Here is a 20,019-nt window from a genome sequence, read left to right as displayed (position 1 = left end):
AAATTTCTGGTATGACTTTAGACCTTTATAAATACGTTGCCAGTATTCCTGATTACCCGGAGAAGGGGATTATTTTTCGGGACATTCTGCCATTGATGGCGAATGGTGAGGCTTATAAGCAGGCAACTGATGAGTTGGTTGATTACGCTAAAAATAAGAATGTTGATATGGTAGTGGGCCCTGAAGCCCGTGGCTTTATTGTCGGGTGCCCGATTGCCCGCGAATTAGGTGTCGGCTTTGCACCAGCACGGAAGAAGGGGAAGCTCCCCCGTAAGGCAATTAGTGCGAGCTACACTTTAGAGTACAGCACTGCAACCCTGCAGATGGAGGAAGATTCCATTAAGCCTGGTCAACGGGTCCTAGTCGTTGATGACCTGTTGGCAACCGGTGGGACCATCTCCGCGACAATTGAAATGGTTGAAAAGATGGGCGGCATTGTGGTCGGTTGCGCCTTCTTGATCGAGTTGAAAGACTTAAACGGTCGGGAAAAGATTAAGGATTACGATGTCAAGGCGTTGATGGAGTTTTAATAATTGGGGCTGAGGAGTAACTCGGCCTTTTTTAAGTTAAACAGCTGACCTGATTGATTAAAGGAGTTTTGTAATGTTAATTTTAGTAATTTTTGCCGGCTTGACGTTAATCCTCGGCGCGTTTTATTTGACCAATTCCTGGCAGCGGTACCGTGAGTGGAAATCCGGGACGATTATCGTTGTTTTAAGCTTGATTGCGGTCGTTTACGGGGCCATCAATTTGCCGTACTGGAATAGGAGCTCACAGTCAGGCAGCTCTAGTACGAGCTCATCACAGCAGGTGCAGAGTAGTAGCTTTTCGAACGCCCTTAGCGGGATTAACGGGGCGGCTAACGGCCAGAACCAGCAGATGTCTGTTTTGCGACAATTGCAAAAGGGCTATTCGAAGTTGGGAACGGTTGAATTTCGGGAGGAGGACAACACTTACGTTGTCAAGCCAACGGATGATAATACCGTGAAGGCAATTCAGGCACTGGTTCAGGATCCCAGCCAGGCTAGCCAGATTGGCTGGTCGAACTTAACTGATTCAATCAAGAAGAACTCGGAACAGGTATCTAAGGCCCTGAACGGAGATTACTCCATCAGCATTGTTAATCCAGATAAGACCAGCCAAGCAGTGTACACCGCAAAGAACGGCCAGACAACTTACGATATTGCTAACCAGAAATAAAAAGTCAACGTCTTCACAGTTCTATCCAGGCAAACTGTGAAGGCGTTTTATTCTGTTGTTTTAGTTCGAATTGGCAGAGTTAACTTTTGAGTTTACTATTAGGGGAATTTTTGGTATAGTATAGAAGTTGGAAATTTAATGGAGAGTTGGCAGAGTGGTAATGCACCGGACTCGAAATCCGGCGAACCCGTGTTGAGCGGGCGCGCAGGTTCAAATCCTGTACTCTCCTTTTTTACTACCGTTTAACCACGGTCGAACTTAAAACGTGTAACCGGCTAGGACGTTGAAGCATCATCGTTCTAGCCGGTTTCTTAATCTTAGCTCATGGTATCCGTTTGCTGGCATTGGCGTGAAAGTTAACTCTGGTTGGTTTCGATAGTATAATATTTAAAATGGCTAGTGAAGAATAAAGGAATTAAGAAGTATGACAAGAAAGTATTATGCGGTAAAAAAGGGACGGCAAACAGGCATCTATACCAGTTGGCCGGAGTGTCAAAAAATGGTCAGCGGCTTTCCAGGGGCGGTGTATCGTTCATTCGTTGACCGTCCGGCGGCTGAGAACTGGTTGAACTCCGACCAGGAATTGCGACCACACCAGGCTAATGAGCAGCTGCAATTAAAACTGGACGAGCGTTCGTTTGCCCAGCAGGCTCCTGACACTACCAGCCGTCCGACAATTCTGCTCTATACAGACGGCGGTTCTCGCAATCACGGGAATCGGCTCGGCCAGCACGTCCGGAATGACGATAAGGCTGCCTGGGCGTACCTGATTGAACGCCGGGGTCACCAGTACACCGGAACCGACGGCGAGTTTGGGGCAACCAACAATAAGATGGAACTGACGGCCCTGTTAACGGCACTTCAGACGATTAAGGCACACCACTGGCAAAATGAGCTGATTAGTGCGACCCTGGATTCACACTATGTCTTGGATCCCATTACTAAGGGCTGGCTCTACGGCTGGCAGCGGCGGGGTTGGAAAACTTCCACCGGTAAGCCGGTTGCCAACAAAGCGCTCTGGCAGGAAATGCTGAAAATCCTTCCCCAGTTTACGCACCTTCACTTTAAGTGGACCAAGGGCCACGCTGATAACCTCGGGAATAACATAGTTGATGAATTATTAAACACCACGATGGATAAGATGGGAGAATAGGGAATGAAGATTGGAATTGATAAGCTCGCTTTTGCAACTACGGATAAGTACATGGACCTGCGGGAACTAGCAGCTGCCCGCAATGCTGACCCTGACAAGTACACAATCGGGATTGGCCAGGACCTGCAAGCGGTTGTCCCGCCAACTCAGGATATCGTAACGCTTGCCGCTGCTGCTGCTCAAAAGCTGCTCACGCCAGCAATCGCCCAACGCATTTCGACCGTGATTGTAGCTACGGAATCAGGCATTGATAACTCGAAGGCCGCGGCGATTTACGTAAAGCACCTGCTGGGGCTAGGGGACTTCGTGCGCACAGTAGAACTAAAGGAAGCCTGTTACTCGGCCACCGCGGGTTTACAGTTTGCACGGGGAATCGTAGCCCTGAACCCGCAGGAAGAAGTGTTGGTCATTGCGGCTGACATTGCCCGTTATGGGCTAAATACACCGGGCGAGGTAACCCAGGGGGCCGGTGCGGTAGCGATGATAGTTAGTCAAAACCCGCGGGTCCTGGCAATTGAGGACACCAGTGTCAGCCTGACGAAGGACATTATGGACTTCTGGCGGCCACTATACGCTACCGAAGCCTTCGTTGACGGGAAGTATTCGACTAGTGTCTACATCGACTGCTTCCGGGAAGTCCTAACTAGGTATCAGCAACTAACCGGCCATCCGCTTGCTGACTTTAGCGCATTGCTTTTCCACCTGCCGTTTACGAAAATGGGCAAGAAGGCCTTAGAGGCAGTGTTAGGCGACCGGGCGGATGCAACTGCTGAGCGCTTCCGCCGGGCACTAACAGCCAGTCAGGCAGCCTGCCGCCAGGTCGGCAACTTATACACCGGTTCATTATATCTGGCCTTAATGTCCTACCTCCAAAACGGTGAAGCCCAAGCTGGCGACCGGCTTGGACTGTTTAGCTATGGTTCGGGAGCGGAGGGAGAATTCTTTACTGGAATTTTACAGCCCGGCTTTGCTGATTATGTATTACCACTTAGCTCAGCCTTGCGGGACCGCCAGCAAGTCTCTGTTGCTGAATATGAGCGTCTTTTCAACCAGCAGCTGGGGATGACTGCGGAAGACGTTAATTTTAGTACAGAAGGCGACTCCGCACCCTTTGTGCTGGCCGGGCAAAAGGATCACCAGCGCCAATATCAGGCTAACTAAGTAAGAAATAGGAGAGGGATAAAACGGTTGCGTTTGGTTGGAAAACCAAACCCAGCCGTTTATTTTTTCTGGGTGGCTAGTTGCAAATTAGTTTTAAAAATAACAACGAGGCTGGGAGAAAAATTTGCTTTCTCACCAGCCTCGTGCTAGTTTTCAATAATTACAAAGGTCACGTGGCAACCCCCCAGGCTGACTTTTGGAAGGCAAGGTAATTTGCCTCCAGACGCTAGTTATCCATGCCAGGCAACCACTTTCCCCGTCTTTTGAGGTGTTTAAAAAATGTTATCCCGGAAAAGGCCAACGACCCGGCCGAGGATTCTAACATTCTTGAGATAAATGGGGTCCATCGTATCATTTTCCGGTTGGAGACGGAAGCGGTCTTTTTCCTTGAAGAACCGCTTGCAGGTGGCCTCGTTGTCCTCGTTCATGGCGATGACAATATCCCCGTTTTTGGCGGTTGACTGTTTCCGGACAATCACCTGGTCGCCATTAAGGATTCCGGCCTTGATCATGCTGGTTCCCCGAATGGTCAGCATGTACAGGTCGTTATTATCCTGAATCGATGGTGGGATGGGGAAGTAGTCGGTGGCATCCTCCACGGCCAGAATTGGCTGTCCGGCGGTAACCACCCCTAGCAAGGGAATTTTTGTTTGTAGGGGCTTTACGCCGAGAAGGTCGAAGCCCTTGGGCGTAATTTCCAGTGCCCGGGGCTTGGAGGGGTCTTTTTGGAGGAAACCGCCCTCGATTAGGCGGTTGATGTGTCCATGAACCGTCGACGTGGACGAAAGACCGACCGCACTACAAATTTCACGCACGGTCGGTGGGTAGCCGTGCTCGGTCACTGCTTTGTGAATATAATTGAGGACCGCTAATTGTTTATTTTTTACTGGCTTCATTATGCCAACACCTCATTAAAAATAGTATTATAATAAAGAATATCATAGTTTGTGCCGAACTTCAAACACACGTTCGCAATTGACAAACTTTGACATTAACTTAAAATGAGAGTGTGCTAGAACTAGCCTGTTTAGTTCGTCGTAGCTGCCTTTGCAAAAATAGTTGCGACATGCAGCAAGTCCATTTTGGGCAACCTGGCCGCGAGTTTGCGCTGCAACACTGTTATTTTTAAACCAGGGGGATTTCACCCCATGTTAAAGCTGACCAGGTTGCTGGATAATTTTCATTTAACTGAATTACGATTGGAGGGTAAAGATTATGGCTGAATCCGCAGAACAAGAGAAGTTATTGAAACGGATCAATGAATTGGCCCACAAGAATAAAAAAGAAGGGTTAACCGAGGCGGAAACACGTGAACGTGAGCGTCTTCGCCGGGAATACATCAAAAACTTCCGGGAAACGATGCGTAGTAACATTGAAATGATGCGTATCTACGATAAAGAGGGCAATGAAGTTACCCCAGAAAAAGTCCGGGAAGTTCAACGTAAAAAGGGCCTGCGTGATGATTAAATTGGATTAGCTCTTTTCAATTTATTAACATTCGTGTAATATGAACAAGTAACTATGCAAAGGGGGAAATACTCGTGGCGACAACAATTGTATGGGCCATTTTAGCCCTATTAGTCGGTCTGCTGGTCGGCTTCTTTGGTGCTCGTAAGTACATGGAAAATTACCTTCGCAACAATCCACCGATTTCTGAGGAAATGCTGCGGACGATGATGCTCCAAATGGGTCAGAAACCATCCAGCCGGAAGTTGCACCAAATGATGCAATCGATGAAGGCCCAGGCTAAAAAAGCTAACACTAAGTAATTTTGACCTGTCCCATAACTAAAAGCAGGCCTCCAGCGTTCGACTTTGCCGAGCGTTGGAGGCCGTTTGTATACTGCGCTATTTGCAGTTTAATTGATAGGGTTAGAAGTCGTCGTTCTTCGGCTTGGGGGGCATGACGTATTTGAAATCCGGGTTGATTTGCTGATCGAGCTGGTCGAAGGCGGCTTGCATTTGCGCTTCTAGCTGGGCTTGATACTTTTCGTCCAGCTTGGTCTTGTGGTCGACGACGATTGGCTTACCAAATGCAATCTGCCGGGGTTGTCGGGTAAAGAGCTTACCGAACGAGAGTGGTCCCTGGTAGACAGCCGGCACGAGCGGGACGTTTGCCAACTTGGCAATCAGGGTCGCCCCACCCTTGAGCTTCGCTGAATAGCGGGAGCCGCTCGGGAAAATGATGGTCGAGAGGTCCGACTGACGCAACAGCTTGACCGGTTGCTTAATGGCTGATGGGCCCGGGTGCTTTCGGTCTACCGGATAGGCATTGAGCGCCCGCAGAAACTTGGCCGCTAGCGGATTCTTAAAGAGCTCTTTTTTTGCCATGAAGCTAAACTTCTTGGGCCAAACTGCGATTGCGATGAGGACCGGGTCCATCCAGGTCCGGTGTGGGGCGACGATGATGTAATTTCCTTCCGGAAGGTTTTCCCGGTTGTATATTTTAGCCCGCCCGTTAATGAGGGTTAAAAATGGGCTGACGATTTTTACTAAGACGGTGTAAAGCATAGCTATTTCTTCCAATCTTTTTAATTTCTTTGTAAAGTATGACGAAAAATAACGCAACATGCAAGTGGAGGGCGAAAAGTGTCATGAAAAACCAGGCTAACCTATTGAAAGACGATGAGCGAATCGATCAGCTATACAGTAATGATGTGCGGTTAATTCAGAGCCCGAGTTGCTTTGCCTTTTCGCTGGACGCGGTCCTGCTCGCTGATTTTGTTCGCCCCAACCAACGGCAACGGCTGCGGACGGTTGACCTTTGTGCCGGTAACGCAGCAATTGGCTTGTTTTTACATGATAAGTTGGGCGGGCAGTTTACCGAAGTGGAACTGCAACCGCGGATTGCGGATATGGCTCGCCGAAGCATCGAATTAAACGGCCTGGCGGAGCGGTACCAGGTCCTCAACCTGGATATTGCGGATGTCTTTTCTGTAATTCCGAAGGACTCCGCCGATGTGGTGCTGTGTAACCCGCCGTATTTTCCGGTGACCGCAAAGAGCCAGAAGAATCCCAACCAGTACTTGGCAATTGCCCGGCACGAACTTAAAACCAACTTGGTGACCGTTGCCCAGCAGATGAGCGGCCTGCTAAAAATGAACGGCCACGGTTACCTAGTTCACCGGCCGGACCGGCTAACGGAAATTTTAACGGTCCTCCAGCAAAACCGGCTGGTGCCGAAACGTCTCCGTTTAATTTATCCTAAGCCAGGGCGGGAGGCTAACATGGTGCTGATTGAAGTTATTAAGGACGGCAAGGCTGGGGGCTTGAAGGTTGTCCCACCATTGACGGTCAACGATGCGGCAGGAAACTACCAGCCGGAAGTGAGGAAGCTGTTGTATGGAGAAGAGTAAAGATTACTATATCTACGTTCTTTACTGCGCCGATGACAGCCTTTATTGTGGCTTTACCGATAATGTAGCCCGCCGGTTTGCCGCCCACCAGGAGTTTCGAGGAGCCAAGTACACGAAGGTCAAATCCCGCCACCCGTTGCGGCTGGTTTATAGCGAGCGCTTTAGCAGCAAGCACGACGCGCTCAGTGCAGAATACCACTTCAAACACCAGTCCCGGCAAAAGAAACTGCTTTATCTGTCGCACCACGGGGTCAACCTGGCTTCCTTCGTGCGGTCACGGAAATTTAACTGATTAGTGGCTGAAAGACTTGTCAAGCACGGGGCTTTTTTGTATACTATTATTCGGTGTTTAATAACATATAACACACCCGTGCCGATAAGTGGGGATGTGCCTAACTTTTGTCAGGTTCCGCACTTAGCTGACGCCCGGGGAGGAAAAAACATTTTGGAGGTATAACACTAATGTCTGTTGTTACTATGAAGCAATTGCTTGAAGCTGGTGTTCACTTCGGTCACCAGACTCGTCGTTGGAACCCAAAGATGGAAGAATACATCTTCACTGAACGTAACGGTATCTACATCATCGACTTACAGAAGACTGTTAAGCTGATTGATACTGCTTACGACTACATGAAGAACGTTGCTGCTGATGGCGGCGTGGTTCTCTTTGTTGGTACCAAGAAGCAAGCTCAAGACTCAATCGAAGAAGAAGCCACTCGTGCTGGTCAATACTACGTTAACCACCGTTGGTTAGGTGGTACCCTGACCAACTGGAAGACGATCCAATCCCGGATTGCTCGTCTGAAGGAATTGAAGAAGATGGCTGAAGACGGGACTTTCGATGTCCTTCCTAAGAAGGAAGTTGCTGTTTTAACTAAGCAGCGCGAAAAGTTGGAACGGTTCCTCGGTGGGATTGAAGACATGCCACGGATCCCAGATGTTCTGTTCATCGTTGACCCTCACAAGGAACAAATTGCGGTTAAGGAAGCTCAAAAGCTGCACATTCCAATCGTTGCGATGGTTGACACCAACACCGACCCAGACGACATCGACTACGTTATCCCTTCAAACGATGACGCTATCCGTGCCGTTCGTCTGATCACTTCCAAGATGGCAGACGCAATTGTCGAAGGTAAGCAGGGTCAAGATGATGCTCAACAAGCAGAAGCTGCTGCCGACGAAAACGCCGAAGAAGAAACTGTTAGTGAAGATTCATTGAAGAACCTGAAGAACAGTGTTGAAGGCAAGTAATATAACCGATGAATACTTGGGCTGTTTTGTGTTATGGACCATTGTGGCCCTAAGTACAAACAGCCCTTTTTTAGCAAAGATCTTAAAATTAAAGGAGAGAGTTAGTAATGGCTGAAATCAAAGCTGCTCAAGTTATGCAATTACGTAAGAAGTCCGGTGCCGGCATTATGGATGCTAAGAAGGCCTTAGTTGCCAGCGATGGTGACATGGACAAGGCCATGGATTACCTTCGTGAAAAGGGAATCGCCAAGGCTGCCAAGAAGAGCGACCGGGTTGCTGCCGAAGGGTTAGCAGAAGTTGCCGTTAATGGTAATACTGCAGCCATCGTTGAATTGAACTCCGAAACGGACTTCGTTGCGGCTAGTGATCCCTTCAAGGACCTCTTGAAGAAGGTTACTGAATTAATCAGTGAAAACAAGCCAGCTAACGTTGAAGAAGCTCTGGCCATCAAGACTGACAACGGGACTTTGAACGATGACATCATCGCTACTACCCAAAAGACTGGTGAAAAGGTTAGCCTGCGCCGGTTTGCCGTTGTAGAAAAGGATGACGGCGACAGCTTCGGTGCATACCTGCACCAAGGTGGTCAAATTGCTGCCCTGGTTGTTCTGGAAGGTGCTGACGAAGTAACCGCCAAGGACGTTGCAATGCACGTTGCCGCTATTAACCCTGAATTCATGACCCGTGCTGACGTTTCCCAAGACCGTTTGGACCACGAACGGGCAATCTTCAAGGAAGAAACGCTCAACGAAGGCAAGCCAGCTAAGATCGTTGACAAGATTGTTGAAGGTCGGTTGAACAAGTTCTTATCCCAAATCTGCCTTGCTGACCAAGAGTTCGTTAAGGATTCCGACAAGACCGTTGCTGAATACGTTAAGGATAACGGTGGGAAGCTGAAGTCCTTCATTCGTTACGAAGTCGGCGAGGGAATCGAAAAGAAGCAAGACGACTTTGCACAAGAAGTTAAGGACCAAATGAACTAAGCGTTCGGTTGGCTACGAAAGGACGTACTGGTGAGTGCGTCCTTTTTTACAAGGTCTGTTAAGGAGGATCACGATGGCAGAGATTAAGTATCAACGAGTTATTCTAAAGCTGAGTGGGGAGGCCCTGGCCGGTGAAAAGGGCTTCGGTATTAACCCGCCGGTTTTGCAGGATGTTGCAAAGGAGCTAAAGGCCGTTCATGACAAGGGCGTTCAGATTGCAATCGTTGTCGGTGGTGGTAATATGTGGCGGGGCGTTACTGGCGAACAGCTGGGGATGGAACGCGCCCAGGCCGATTATATCGGGATGCTGGCGACGATTATGAATGCCCTGTCCTTGCAGGATGCCCTGGAATCAATCGGGGTGCCAACCCGGGTTCAAACTTCAATTGAGATGCGGCAGATTGCTGAACCATATATCCGGCGGAAGGCAATCCGCCACCTTGAAAAGGACCGGATTGTGATTTTTGCTGGTGGAACGGGGAGCCCATACTTCTCCACTGATACCACGGCGGCATTGCGGGCTGCGGAAATTAACGCCGACGCAATTTTGATGGGTAAAAACGGGGTCGACGGAGTTTACTCCGCGGATCCCAACCAGGATAGCAGTGCCGTTAAATTTGACGAATTGACCCATATGGACCTGATCGAAAAGGGCCTCCATGTGATGGACACAACTGCCAGTTCATTATCCATGGACAACCACATTCCAATCGTGGTCTTTAATTTGAACACTGCTGGTAACATTATGAAGGTTGTTACTGGCGAGCAAGTTGGAACAACAATTGAGGGGGATTAACAATGGCATCAAGCAAAGAAATCTTAAACGATGCAAAACAGAAGATGAAGAAGTCAGGTGACGCGTTACAGCGGAGCCTGGCGGATATTCGGGCCGGGCAGGCCAATGCCAGCCTACTGAACTCAGTGAAGGTTGAATACTACGGAGCACCGACACCGTTAAACCAAGTGGCGTCGATTACGATTCCGGAAGCACGTCAATTGCTGATTACGCCATATGACGAGAGCATTCTGGAAGAAATTGAAAAATCAATTTACGCTTCGAACCTCGGCTTGACACCGCAGAACGACGGTAGTGCAATTCGGCTGATTATTCCGCAATTGACGGAAGACCGGCGAAAGGAACTGGTCAAGGACGTAAAGGCGGAATTAGAAAAGGCCAAGGTTGCTGTCCGCAACGTTCGTCGTGAAGCCATGGACGACCTCAAGAAGGGGAACAAGAACGGCGATTTCAATGATGATGAATTCCATGATCTGGAAAAACAGGTTCAAAACGAAACCGATGCTGGGATCAAGAATTTGGAAGACATCGCTGCGGCGAAGGAAAAAGAACTGTTGCAATAACGTAATTAGTTGTGGAGGCCGAGGACTAACTCAGCCTCTTAGCTATTTTAAAGCTGAAAATGCACCAGCGCGGGAGCCAATTGGCGGGTCGAACACTGATAAAACAGGGCTTGACCACTCCCCAATAGACTAGCTGCGCGTCGATGGAGGTGGGACGACGAACTAGTCAAGCTCGTTCTGTCCCGCCCTCTTTCAAATTGTATTTTATTCGCAGGAGCTTTATAATAAATTAGCGTTTATTTTTGAATGGCAAAGACACGCTAATAGATGGAGGAAAAAAGATTGTTCGCAAAAAAGGATCCCGTTAGTGAAAACATGGCGATTGATATGGAGCGCATTCCTCACCATATCGCCATCATTATGGACGGCAATGGCCGGTGGGCGCAAAAACGCCACTTGCCACGGGTTGCGGGCCACAAGCAGGGAATGCAGACCGTGAAAACAATTACGATTGCGGCCAGTAATTTGGGGGTGAAGGTCCTCACCCTCTACGCTTTTTCAACCGAAAATTGGAAGCGGCCCTCGAGTGAGGTTAACTACCTAATGCAGTTGCCAATCCGCTTCTTCTCAACTTTCGTGCCTGACCTGGCGAAGAATAATGTGCGGGTAATGGTGATGGGAGACATTCAGCGCCTCCCAGCCAAGACGCAGCAAGCGGTTAATGATGCGATTGCGGATACGGCTAACTGTGATGGGATGGTTTTGAATTTTGCCCTTAATTACGGAAGTCGGGATGAAATTACCCGTGCCGTTCAGGAGGTGGCTGCTGCCGTTCAGGCGGGAACCATTTCCCCAGAGGCAATTGATGAGGAACTGATTAGTCAGCACTTAATGACGGCACCCCTTGGTGAATTCGCTGACCCGGATTTATTGATTCGGACGAGTGGTGAAGAGCGAATCAGTAATTTTCTTCTTTGGCAACTGGCGTATAGTGAATTAGAATTCGTCCCCGAGCACTGGCCGGACTTTGACGCGGAGTCGTTAAGGCGGGCAATCGTAGAATTTCAGGGACGCCACCGGCGGTTCGGTGGTTTAAAAAATGAATAGGAGCGGGTGGTAACGTGAAAACGAGAATTATTACTGCAGTAATTGCCCTGGCAATTTTTATTCCACTGATTGTCTACGGTGGCTGGCCACTGACGATTGCTGCACTTGCTTTGGGAATTGTTGCAATTTCCGAAGTATTAGTCATGAAAAAGATGTTTTTGATTTCCTTTGAGGCCATTATCAGTTATCTAGGGGTGGCGCTGCTGATCCTGCCAGACAGTTGTCTGGACTTTCTCCCTAGTGTGGCAACCCGGTGGTTCGGCTTCTATGTCTTAGTGGTCCTCTTACTGCTGCACACCGTGATTCGCAAGCAGCGCTTTACTTTTGATGACGCTGGGGTGTTGACCCTGGCAATGTTATACGTTGGGATGGGCTTCCACTACTTTGTTGTTGCCCGGGCAGTTAACTTCCAGACCCTGTTATACGGAATGCTGATTGTTTGGCTGACTGACAGTGGTGCTTACCTGATTGGCCGTAAAATCGGTAAGAATAAGCTGGCCCCGCGGATCAGCCCTAATAAGACCTGGGAAGGTTCCATTGGTGGAACGGTGGCCGCAACAATTATTCTAGCGGTATACCTCTACTTCTTCCCGGTGGGCGATGGTTTTATCACGATGATTATTCTGACCCTGATTCTTTCAATCATGGGCCAGTTAGGAGACCTGATCGAGTCTTCGCTGAAACGCTACTACGGCGTTAAGGATTCGGGTAAGATTCTTCCGGGCCACGGGGGAATCTTGGATCGTTTTGATAGTATGCTGATTGTGATGCCGATGTTGCACTTAGCAGGGATTATTTAATAGCTAAGGAAGGGATTCAGTGATAGTCACAATTATTACCTTTATTCTAGTATTTGGGATTCTAGTCCTGGTACACGAATATGGACACTACTATTTTGCTAAGCGTGCGGGGATCCTGGTACGGGAGTTTTCTATCGGGATGGGGCCGAAGATTTGGTGGGCCCGCAAGAATGGAACAACGTATACCGTGCGGCTATTACCCGTGGGTGGCTATGTCCGCCTCGCCGGCAGTGATGACGAAGACGAGGATGAATTGCGGCCGGGGACCCCGGTAACCCTGCAGTTAAACCAGGACGATCAGGTAGTTACGATTAATGCTAGTTCCAAGGCGACGCTTTTCCAGGGCATTCCGATGCAGCTGGTTGCTAGTGACCTGGTGGATGGGCTCTGGGTGAAGGGCTATGTTAACGGTGATGAAAGTGAACTGAAGACCTACCCAGTGAATCATGATGCGACGGTGGTTGAACATGATGGGACCGTTGTGCAAATCGCACCGCGGGATGTGCAGTTTCGCTCTGCCAGCCTGCCTGCACGGATGATGACGAATTTTGCGGGGCCGATGAATAACTTTATCTTATCGCTGCTGGTGTTTATTATCCTGGGCTTTACCCTTACGGGGGTACCCACTAATAGCAACCAAATCGGCAAAGTCAATGCAGGCTCTGTTGCGGCGAAGGCCGGGTTGGTCGCGGGGGATCGGATCACTAAAGTTAACAGTACGAAAGTTGCTAACTGGGCCGAACTAGCGACTAACCTTTCTAGCAAACCGAACCAACAGGTGAAGTTGACATACACCCATAAGGGGGAAACAAAGACGACCACCGTGCGTCCGCAGGCAGTTAAGCAGGGGAAAGAAACGGTAGGTCAGATTGGAATCCTCGAACAACAGGAGAAGGGCATTCGTGCCCGGCTCCTGTTCGGCTGGCAGCAATTCATTCAGGCCGGCACGCTGATTTTTGCGGTCCTTGGTCACATGTTTACCCATGGATTTAGTCTGAATGATTTAGGCGGTCCGGTCGCTATTTATGCGGGGACTTCACAGGCGACCGCGCTGGGAATCAATGGTGTTTTGAACTTCTTGGCGCTCCTGTCGATCAACCTGGGGATCGTTAACCTGCTGCCGATTCCGGCACTAGACGGTGGGAAGCTGCTGTTAAATATTATCGAAGCAGTAATCAGGCGGCCAATTCCGGAAAAGGCTGAAGGAATTGTGACGATGCTTGGTTTTATGATACTATTAGTATTAATGATTTTAGTTACTTGGAACGATATCCAACGGTATTTCATTCGGTAGCTAGTAAAGGAGAAGCATTATGAAGCAGTCAAAATTGTTGATTCCTACTAAAAAGGAAAATCCAAGTGATGCGGAAGCGCTCAGTCACATTATGATGGAACGGGCCGGCTACATTTACCAAATTTCGGCCGGTGTTTGGGCCTACCTGCCACTGGCTTACCGGGTCATCCGGAAGCTTCACAAGATTATGCACGAGGAAATGGAAAAGGCGGGGGCCTTTCAGATGGAAACACCATCAATGCTGCCAGCTGACCTCTGGAAGCAGACCGGGCGGTATGAAGCTTATGGTGATACCCTCTACAAGTTTAAGGACCACAATGACCGGGAATATATTTTAGGGCCAACCGATGAGGAAGCGATGACTGAAATCCTCCGCGACAGTGTTAAGTCCTACAAGAAGTTGCCACTGGTCGTTTACCAAATTACCGATAAGTTCCGGAACGAACCGCGGCCGCGGTATGGGGTCCTCCGGGGCAAAGAGTTCTCCATGCTGGACGCCTACTCCTTTGCTGCCGACGAAGAGGGACTAGACGAGGCCTACCAGGCGCAAGCCCAAGCCTACCGCAATATCTTTGACCGGGCCGGGCTAAGTTACAAGGTCATCTTAGCTGATTCCGGGACAATCGGTGGGGACAACTCGCAGGAGTTCTCCGCCCCGGCTGAAATTGGTGAGGACGTGATTGTCTACACCGATGGTGGTTATGCAGCCAACCTGGAAAAGGCAACGTCCAAGTTTGATGCTGTCCAGCAGACGGCTGAACCAAAGGAACTGGAAAAGAAAGCCACGCCGGGTGCCCACACCGTCGACGAAGCCTGTGCAAGCCTGGGGGTTGACCAGGGACAGATGATTAAGTCAATGCTCTACATGGCTAAGATGGGTGAGGATGATTACCAACCAGTAATGGTCCTGATGCGCGGTAACGACGAGGTTAACGAAACCAAGGTCGAAAACGCTCTGGACTGCGAAGAACTGGAACTGGCTTCTGAAGAAGACGCTGTTAAGTACCTCGGTGCCCACCCTGGTTCCCTGGGGCCTGTCGGGGTCGGTGAAGACGTCAAGATTTTAGCCGACAACTACGTCAAAGTGTTAGTCAACATGGCCTGTGGCGCTAATGATGATGGCCACCACTACGTCAATGCCAACATTGACCGCGACTTCCGGGTGGACGAGTTCGGTGACTTCCGGAATGTCCAGGAAGGCGAAATTGCTCCAGACGGCTACCCAATCAAGTTCACCAATGGGATTGAAATCGGTCATATCTTTAAGCTGGGAACTGGCTATTCCAAGAAGCTCGGCGCACAGGTGCTGGATAAAAACGGTCGCCTCGTGGATATGATTATGGGCTGTTACGGGATCGGGGTTACCCGGATGCTTTCTGCGGTGGCCGAACAAAATGCCGACGAAAACGGGTTGGTATGGCCAGACAGCATTGCACCGTTTGATGTTCACGTCATTCCGGTAAATGCAAAGAAGGATGAGCAGATGACCATGGCAAACGAGTTGGAGCAGCAACTGACTGCGGCTGGCTACGAAGTCCTGGTTGATGACCGGAAGGAACGGGCCGGGGTTAAATTTGCTGACTCTGACCTGATTGGGATTCCGCTGCGGGTCACGATTGGTAAGAAGGCCGCTGACGGTATTGTCGAAGTTAAAATCCGTAAGACCGGTGAAACCCTTGAAGTCAAGCAGGAAGAGCTGGTTAATACGGTTGGAATCTTACTGAAGCAGTTGGATAAGCAAACGAGCAACGATTAATAAAAATGTGGTGCGAACACTAAAAATCGAACGCACCACATTTTTTAGCTAGGAGGAGCGAAGAGTAGTGGCGCTAAATCGACAAGAGTTATTTGAAAAATTACTGGAGCAGGTCCACTTTCCGGAAAAGGGCAACCCGGCGTTCAAGGGGGCAGCCGTCCAGTCAGTGGTTGTTCACAAGAATAGCCGTCGTTGGGAATTCCACCTCATCTTGCGGCGGCCGCTATCCCTCAACCTGTTCAAGGAACTTTACCAGGCGGTCCGGGTTGGCTTTAAAGACATTGCCGAAGTCGACCTGCAAATCAGCAGTCCTACGACTGAGGTCGACCCTAAACTGGTGGCCGATTATTGGGAGTACGTTATTCAGCATGGCGCTGTGGATTCGCCAATGTTGCGTCAGGCCTGCCTAGAGACGGTGCCGGAAGTCCGTGACGGTCGGGTGACCATCGTGGTCGAGAACGAGATCATCAAGGAGCGGTTAACGCAGCAGTCGCTATCGGCAATCGAGGCGGGTTACCAGCAGCTGGGCTTCCCCCGCTTTAAAATCCACCCCTTCGTCGACCAGTCGGCCTCCCAGGCAAAGATTAAGGAGCTGCGGGAAAAGCACGAGGCTGCGGACGCTGCGCTGGCGGCCAAGGCAATGGCGCAAATCAAAAAGAAAAACGCGACCCACAAGCAAAAAGCAGCTGTTCAGCCAGCAGATGGTCCGGCGCAACTCGGCCGGGTTATCAATGATAAACTTGATGTTGTTCAGATGAAGGATATTCAGGGGGAAGAACGGTCGGTAGTGGTCGAAGGCTACGTCTTTAACACTGAGGTTCGTGAACTCCGATCAGGCCGCCAGCTGCTGACCTTTGAAATCACTGACTACACTTCATCATTTGCAGTTAAGAAATTCTCCCGGAACAGTGATGAAGAAGCCCAGTTTGCAAACATTAAACCGGGGATGTGGCTTAAAGTCCGGGGGCCGGTCCAGGAAGATACCTGGATGCACGACCTGGTGATCAATGCCTATGATATCAACCAGGTGAGCCACCAGGAACGTCAGGACCAGGCACCGGCTGATGAAAAGCGGATTGAACTGCACACCCACACAGAGATGAGTCAGATGGATGCTACCAATTCCATCACGGAAATTGCTAAGCAGGCCAGCAAGTGGGGCCAACCGGCAATCGCGGTAACGGATCATGGGAACGTCCAGGCCTTCCCGGAAGCCTATAAGGCGGGGAAGAAGTTCAAGCTCAAGATGATTTACGGGATGGAAGCCAACGTGGTTGATGATGGGGTCCCACTGGTTTACAACGAAAACCATGCCCAACTCAAGGATAATACTTACGTCATCTTTGACGTGGAAACGACCGGTCTATCCGCAATTTATGACAAGGTTATCGAGCTGTCCGCGGTCAAGATGAAGAATGGTGAAGTCCTGGCACGCTTTGATGAGTTTATTGATCCCGGTTTCCCGCTCTCCGAACAGACGACCAACTTGACCAGCATTACTGATGAGATGGTCCGGGGCTCGAAGACCGAAGAAGAAGTCTTTAAGATATTTAAGGACTTTTGCCAGGGGACGATCATTGCCGGGCATAATGTTTCTTTTGATATGGGCTTTATGAATACCGGTTACCGGCGGCACCAGATGGAGGAGATTACCGAGCCCGTGATTGACACACTGCCGCTGGCGCGCTTCCTATACCCCAATATGCGTGGTTACCGCTTAAATACCCTGAGTAAGAAATTCAAGGTGGCCCTTGAGCACCACCACCGTGCCAATTATGATGCTGAGGCGACTGGGCACCTCCTTTACAAGTTTCTCAAGGATGCCGAGAAGCGGTATGAAATTCGCTACGTTGATGACCTGAACCAGCACATGGCGGAAAACGATGCTTATAAACACGCCCGGCCGTTCCACGTGACCCTGCTTGCACAGACGCAGGCGGGGTTAAAGAACCTCTTTAAACTGGTTTCCCTATCCAACGTCCGCTACTTTCACCGGGTTCCACGGATCCCCCGGACGGTGCTGACCAAGTACCGGGAAGGCCTTCTTTTGGGGACAGCCTGTTCCTCTGGCGAAGTCTTTACCGCAATGATGGAAAAGGGGTATCCGGAGGCTCTCAAGAAGGCGCGTTACTATGACTATATCGAAATTCAGCCCCGGCCCAACTATGCCCCGCTGCTGGAAACGCACGTGATTGCGGATCGTGATCACCTTGACGACATCCTGCAAAATATGGTTAAGCTGGGAACGGAGCTCAAGAAGCCGGTCGTTGCAACGGGAGATGTTCACTACATCAACCCGCATGATGGGATTTACCGGCGAATTTTAATTAATTCACAGGGGGGTGCCAACCCACTTAACCGGACGAGGCGGCCAGACGTCCACTTCCGCACGACTGATGAGATGTTGGAGGAATTTAGCTTTCTCGGTGAAGACACCGCTAAGCAGGTGGTGGTCGATAATAGCCATGCGATTGCGGATATGATTGCTGATGATATTCGGCCGGTCAAGGACAAGCTGTACACGCCGCACATGAAGGGTGCTGAGCAGGAAATTCAAGACCGGACTTGGAATACTGCCAAGGCCTGGTACGGTAACCCGTTGCCTAAGATTGTCAAGGACCGGGTGGAACTGGAGCTAAACAGTATCGTTAAGAACGGGTTCTCGGTTATTTACCTGATTGCCCAGCGACTGGTAGCCAAGTCCAACAAGGACGGGTACCTGGTTGGGTCCCGGGGATCAGTTGGTTCGAGTGTGGTTGCAACCCTGTCGGGGATTACCGAGGTTAACCCACTGCCACCGCACTACCGCTGTCCGAAGTGCCAGTTTGCCCACTTCTACACGAAAGGGGAATACAGCTCCGGCTTTGACTTGCCAGAGAAGAAGTGCCCGAAGTGTGGAACTTTACTGGTGAAGGATGGTCACGATATTCCTTTCCAAACCTTCTTGGGGTTCAAAGGAAACAAGGTGCCGGATATCGATTTGAACTTCTCCGGAGACTACCAGCCAATCGCCCACAACTACATGAAGGTATTGTTCGGCGAGGAGAACGTTTTCCGGGCCGGGACGATTGGAACGGTTGCCGACAAGACTGCCTATGGTTATGTTAAGGCTTTCGAGCGGGATAACGATGTTCAGTTCCGGGGGGCTGAGGAGGACCGTCTCTCCCAGGGCGCAACTGGGGTCAAACGGACGACCGGTCAGCACCCGGCGGGGATTATCATTGTGCCCGATGATATGGATATTTACGACTTCACCCCGGTTCAGTACCCTGCTGATGACCAGAACGCCGCCTGGGAAACTACCCACTTTGATTTCCACTCGATCCACGATAACATTTTGAAAATGGATATTCTGGGGCATGATGATCCGACGATGATTCGTGCTCTGCAAGACCTTTCCGGGATTGATCCGAAGACGATTCCGATGAATGATCCGGGCGTGATGGCGCTCTTCTCCAGTCCAAAGATTTTAGGGGTGACTGAAGAGCAGATTCAGAGTAAGACCGGAACCCTCGGCTTGCCGGAGTTCGGGACCAGGTTCGTCCGGGGGATGTTAAACGACACCCACCCGAAGAACTATTCGCAGTTGCTGCAGATTTCTGGCCTTTCCCACGGGACCGGTGTGTGGTTGGATAACGCCCAGGAGTTGATTAAAGAGGGAACCGCGACGATTGCCAACGTGATTGGCTGCCGTGATAACATCATGACCGACTTGATCCACTATGGATTGGATTCGGAAACCTCCTTCCAGGTAATGGAATCCGTGCGGCACGGCCGGGGAATTCCGGATGAATGGCAGGAAAAGATGCGGGCAGCCAATGTTCCGCAGTGGTATATGGATTCCTGCCTGAAAATCAAGTATATGTTCCCGCGGGCCCACGCCGCAGCCTATGTCTTGATGGCCTTGCGAATTGCCTACTTTAAGGTTTATTTCCCGCTGGTTTACTACTGTGCCTTTTTCTCCGTCCGTGCTGACGACTTTGACATTGTCGCAATGGCCCACGGCAAAGAGGCAGTCAAAGCCCGGATGGCAGAGATCAGCAACAAGGGTAATGACGCTAGTGCCAAGGAAAAGAGTCTCTTAACCATCCTGGAATTGGCAAATGAAATGTTGGAACGGGGCTTTAAGTTTAAGATGGTTGACCTGGAACGGTCCGACGCGTCAAACTGGCTGATTGACGGCGATTCTTTGATTGCACCATTCCGTGCAATTCCAGGTTTGGGTCTGAGCGTGGCAAAGCAAATTGTGGCGGCGCGGGAAGAGCGGCCATTCCTTTCAAAGGAAGAGTTGGCTGACCGGGGAAAGGTTTCCCAGACGCTCATCGACTTTATGACCGAGAACCATGTTATTGACCAATTACCGGATAGCAATCAGCTCGACCTGTTTTCTGACTTGGGTTAAAATACGAAAATAATTATAGCTGCCTTGCTGCCCTCGTTATGGGGCAACAAAGGGGCAAAAGTGAGAGGCTGGGAACCACTCCAGCCTCTTTGCTATTTTAAAGGTAGTAAAATGCTACAACGCAGTAGCTGGCAGCTTAAATAGGCTAGCGCTGACCCTTATTATTTTAAAAGGATTGAGTTCCAGGATTAATTATAGTATTATCAATACGAACGTATGTTTTGGATGAGTGGGGAAGTTCACCCGCAAAGAGGAGGA

General features: G+C 50.0%; 19 protein-coding genes and 1 tRNA gene. 18 read left to right on the top strand and 2 right to left on the bottom strand.

From position 1 onward, the window contains the following. Window positions 1-11: 11 nt before the first annotated feature. From FC49_RS03245 to FC49_RS03225, 5 genes are all read left to right on the top strand, one after another. Window positions 12-530 (top strand): adenine phosphoribosyltransferase, encoded by a 519-nt coding sequence (locus tag FC49_RS03245; protein WP_034537415.1) that lies wholly within the window; start codon window positions 12-14, stop codon window positions 528-530. 73 nt (window positions 531-603) lie between these two features. Then, complete coding sequence (locus tag FC49_RS03240; RefSeq protein ID WP_003711733.1) at window positions 604-1,200, top strand: hypothetical protein; 597 nt, start codon at window positions 604-606, stop codon at window positions 1,198-1,200. Window positions 1,201-1,340: 140 nt separating this feature from the next. Beyond that, window positions 1,341-1,429, top strand: a tRNA-Ser gene (locus FC49_RS03235). A gap of 195 nt (window positions 1,430-1,624) precedes the next feature. Further along, the gene (locus FC49_RS03230; RefSeq protein WP_056984161.1) at window positions 1,625-2,353 is read left to right on the top strand and encodes a ribonuclease H family protein; all 729 of its coding nucleotides are present in this window, start codon (window positions 1,625-1,627) and stop codon (window positions 2,351-2,353) included. A 3-nt stretch (window positions 2,354-2,356) separates the two neighbouring features. Further along, window positions 2,357-3,514: a hydroxymethylglutaryl-CoA synthase gene (locus FC49_RS03225; RefSeq protein ID WP_056984159.1), complete on the top strand. Its 1,158-nt coding sequence runs from the start codon at window positions 2,357-2,359 to the stop codon at window positions 3,512-3,514. 272 nt (window positions 3,515-3,786) lie between these two features. Here FC49_RS03225 and lexA read toward each other — a convergent pair whose 3' ends face one another. Then, the gene (gene lexA / locus FC49_RS03220) at window positions 3,787-4,410 is read right to left on the bottom strand and encodes a transcriptional repressor LexA (protein ID WP_003711754.1); all 624 of its coding nucleotides are present in this window, start codon (window positions 4,408-4,410) and stop codon (window positions 3,787-3,789) included. 319 nt (window positions 4,411-4,729) lie between these two features. Between lexA and FC49_RS03215 the strand changes: the two genes are divergently transcribed. Further along, complete coding sequence (locus tag FC49_RS03215; protein WP_003715147.1) at window positions 4,730-4,981, top strand: DUF896 domain-containing protein; 252 nt, start codon at window positions 4,730-4,732, stop codon at window positions 4,979-4,981. Between the two features lie 74 nt (window positions 4,982-5,055). Further along, a complete protein-coding gene (locus FC49_RS03210; protein ID WP_003711776.1) occupies window positions 5,056-5,283 on the top strand; it encodes a YneF family protein in 228 nt (75 codons plus the stop codon). Between the two features lie 102 nt (window positions 5,284-5,385). Here the strand turns inward: FC49_RS03210 and FC49_RS03205 are convergent, their stop codons facing one another. Beyond that, a complete protein-coding gene (locus FC49_RS03205) occupies window positions 5,386-6,024 on the bottom strand; it encodes a lysophospholipid acyltransferase family protein (protein ID WP_191980125.1) in 639 nt (212 codons plus the stop codon). A gap of 83 nt (window positions 6,025-6,107) precedes the next feature. On the opposite strand from FC49_RS03205, the gene FC49_RS03200 reads away from it, so the two are divergent. From FC49_RS03200 to FC49_RS03150, 11 genes are all read left to right on the top strand, one after another. Continuing rightward, on the top strand, window positions 6,108-6,869 hold the full coding sequence (locus FC49_RS03200; protein ID WP_056984154.1) for a tRNA1(Val) (adenine(37)-N6)-methyltransferase: 762 nt from the start codon (window positions 6,108-6,110) through the stop codon (window positions 6,867-6,869). After that, window positions 6,856-7,161, top strand: coding sequence for a GIY-YIG nuclease family protein (locus FC49_RS03195; protein ID WP_003711775.1), 306 nt, complete (start codon window positions 6,856-6,858; stop codon window positions 7,159-7,161). Before FC49_RS03200 ends, FC49_RS03195 begins: the two co-directional genes overlap by 14 nt. Before the next feature lie 170 nt (window positions 7,162-7,331). Further along, window positions 7,332-8,120, top strand: a complete 789-nt coding sequence (rpsB, locus tag FC49_RS03190; RefSeq protein ID WP_003711718.1) for a 30S ribosomal protein S2 — start codon at window positions 7,332-7,334, stop codon at window positions 8,118-8,120. A 107-nt stretch (window positions 8,121-8,227) separates the two neighbouring features. Then, a complete protein-coding gene (gene tsf / locus FC49_RS03185) occupies window positions 8,228-9,103 on the top strand; it encodes a translation elongation factor Ts (RefSeq protein ID WP_056984152.1) in 876 nt (291 codons plus the stop codon). Between the two features lie 73 nt (window positions 9,104-9,176). Further along, window positions 9,177-9,899 carry a UMP kinase gene (gene pyrH, locus FC49_RS03180; RefSeq protein WP_003711736.1) on the top strand — a complete coding sequence of 241 codons (723 nt, stop codon included), beginning with the start codon at window positions 9,177-9,179 and terminating at the stop codon, window positions 9,897-9,899. A 2-nt stretch (window positions 9,900-9,901) separates the two neighbouring features. Next, window positions 9,902-10,462, top strand: a complete 561-nt coding sequence (gene frr / locus FC49_RS03175; protein ID WP_003715201.1) for a ribosome recycling factor — start codon at window positions 9,902-9,904, stop codon at window positions 10,460-10,462. Window positions 10,463-10,729: 267 nt separating this feature from the next. Beyond that, a complete protein-coding gene (locus FC49_RS03170; RefSeq protein WP_056984151.1) occupies window positions 10,730-11,509 on the top strand; it encodes an isoprenyl transferase in 780 nt (259 codons plus the stop codon). Window positions 11,510-11,523: 14 nt separating this feature from the next. Then, window positions 11,524-12,309: a phosphatidate cytidylyltransferase gene (locus FC49_RS03165; protein WP_056984149.1), complete on the top strand. Its 786-nt coding sequence runs from the start codon at window positions 11,524-11,526 to the stop codon at window positions 12,307-12,309. 19 nt (window positions 12,310-12,328) lie between these two features. Then, on the top strand, window positions 12,329-13,603 hold the full coding sequence (gene rseP, locus FC49_RS03160; protein ID WP_003715133.1) for an RIP metalloprotease RseP: 1,275 nt from the start codon (window positions 12,329-12,331) through the stop codon (window positions 13,601-13,603). A 19-nt stretch (window positions 13,604-13,622) separates the two neighbouring features. Next, window positions 13,623-15,359: a proline--tRNA ligase gene (locus FC49_RS03155; RefSeq protein ID WP_003715277.1), complete on the top strand. Its 1,737-nt coding sequence runs from the start codon at window positions 13,623-13,625 to the stop codon at window positions 15,357-15,359. Window positions 15,360-15,426: 67 nt separating this feature from the next. Further along, entirely contained in the window at window positions 15,427-19,761 is a 4,335-nt protein-coding gene (locus tag FC49_RS03150) for a PolC-type DNA polymerase III (RefSeq protein ID WP_056984147.1), read from the top strand. Window positions 19,762-20,019 lie beyond the last annotated feature (258 nt).

The organism is Limosilactobacillus oris DSM 4864, from assembly GCF_001434465.1.
GTDB lineage: Bacteria > Bacillota > Bacilli > Lactobacillales > Lactobacillaceae > Limosilactobacillus > Limosilactobacillus oris.
Note: the sequence above shows the minus strand (reverse complement) of the source record. Positions and strands in the feature narration are given on the sequence as shown.

Excerpts from the sequence above, each read along its gene's own strand:
- FC49_RS03245 (WP_034537415.1), top strand. The coding sequence starts at position 12 with ATGACTTTAGACCTTTATAAATACGTTGCCAGTATTCCTGATTACCCG.
- tsf (WP_056984152.1), top strand. The coding sequence starts at position 8,228 with ATGGCTGAAATCAAAGCTGCTCAAGTTATGCAATTACGTAAGAAGTCC.
- lexA (WP_003711754.1), bottom strand. The coding sequence starts at position 4,410 with ATGAAGCCAGTAAAAAATAAACAATTAGCGGTCCTCAATTATATTCAC.
- FC49_RS03215 (WP_003715147.1), top strand. The coding sequence starts at position 4,730 with ATGGCTGAATCCGCAGAACAAGAGAAGTTATTGAAACGGATCAATGAA.
- rpsB (WP_003711718.1), top strand. The coding sequence starts at position 7,332 with ATGTCTGTTGTTACTATGAAGCAATTGCTTGAAGCTGGTGTTCACTTC.
- FC49_RS03195 (WP_003711775.1), top strand. The coding sequence starts at position 6,856 with ATGGAGAAGAGTAAAGATTACTATATCTACGTTCTTTACTGCGCCGAT.
- pyrH (WP_003711736.1), top strand. The coding sequence starts at position 9,177 with ATGGCAGAGATTAAGTATCAACGAGTTATTCTAAAGCTGAGTGGGGAG.
- FC49_RS03200 (WP_056984154.1), top strand. The coding sequence starts at position 6,108 with ATGAAAAACCAGGCTAACCTATTGAAAGACGATGAGCGAATCGATCAG.
- FC49_RS03225 (WP_056984159.1), top strand. The coding sequence starts at position 2,357 with ATGAAGATTGGAATTGATAAGCTCGCTTTTGCAACTACGGATAAGTAC.
- FC49_RS03155 (WP_003715277.1), top strand. The coding sequence starts at position 13,623 with ATGAAGCAGTCAAAATTGTTGATTCCTACTAAAAAGGAAAATCCAAGT.
- FC49_RS03230 (WP_056984161.1), top strand. The coding sequence starts at position 1,625 with ATGACAAGAAAGTATTATGCGGTAAAAAAGGGACGGCAAACAGGCATC.
- FC49_RS03240 (WP_003711733.1), top strand. The coding sequence starts at position 604 with ATGTTAATTTTAGTAATTTTTGCCGGCTTGACGTTAATCCTCGGCGCG.
- FC49_RS03205 (WP_191980125.1), bottom strand. The coding sequence starts at position 6,024 with ATGCTTTACACCGTCTTAGTAAAAATCGTCAGCCCATTTTTAACCCTC.
- FC49_RS03170 (WP_056984151.1), top strand. The coding sequence starts at position 10,730 with ATGGAGGAAAAAAGATTGTTCGCAAAAAAGGATCCCGTTAGTGAAAAC.
- frr (WP_003715201.1), top strand. The coding sequence starts at position 9,902 with ATGGCATCAAGCAAAGAAATCTTAAACGATGCAAAACAGAAGATGAAG.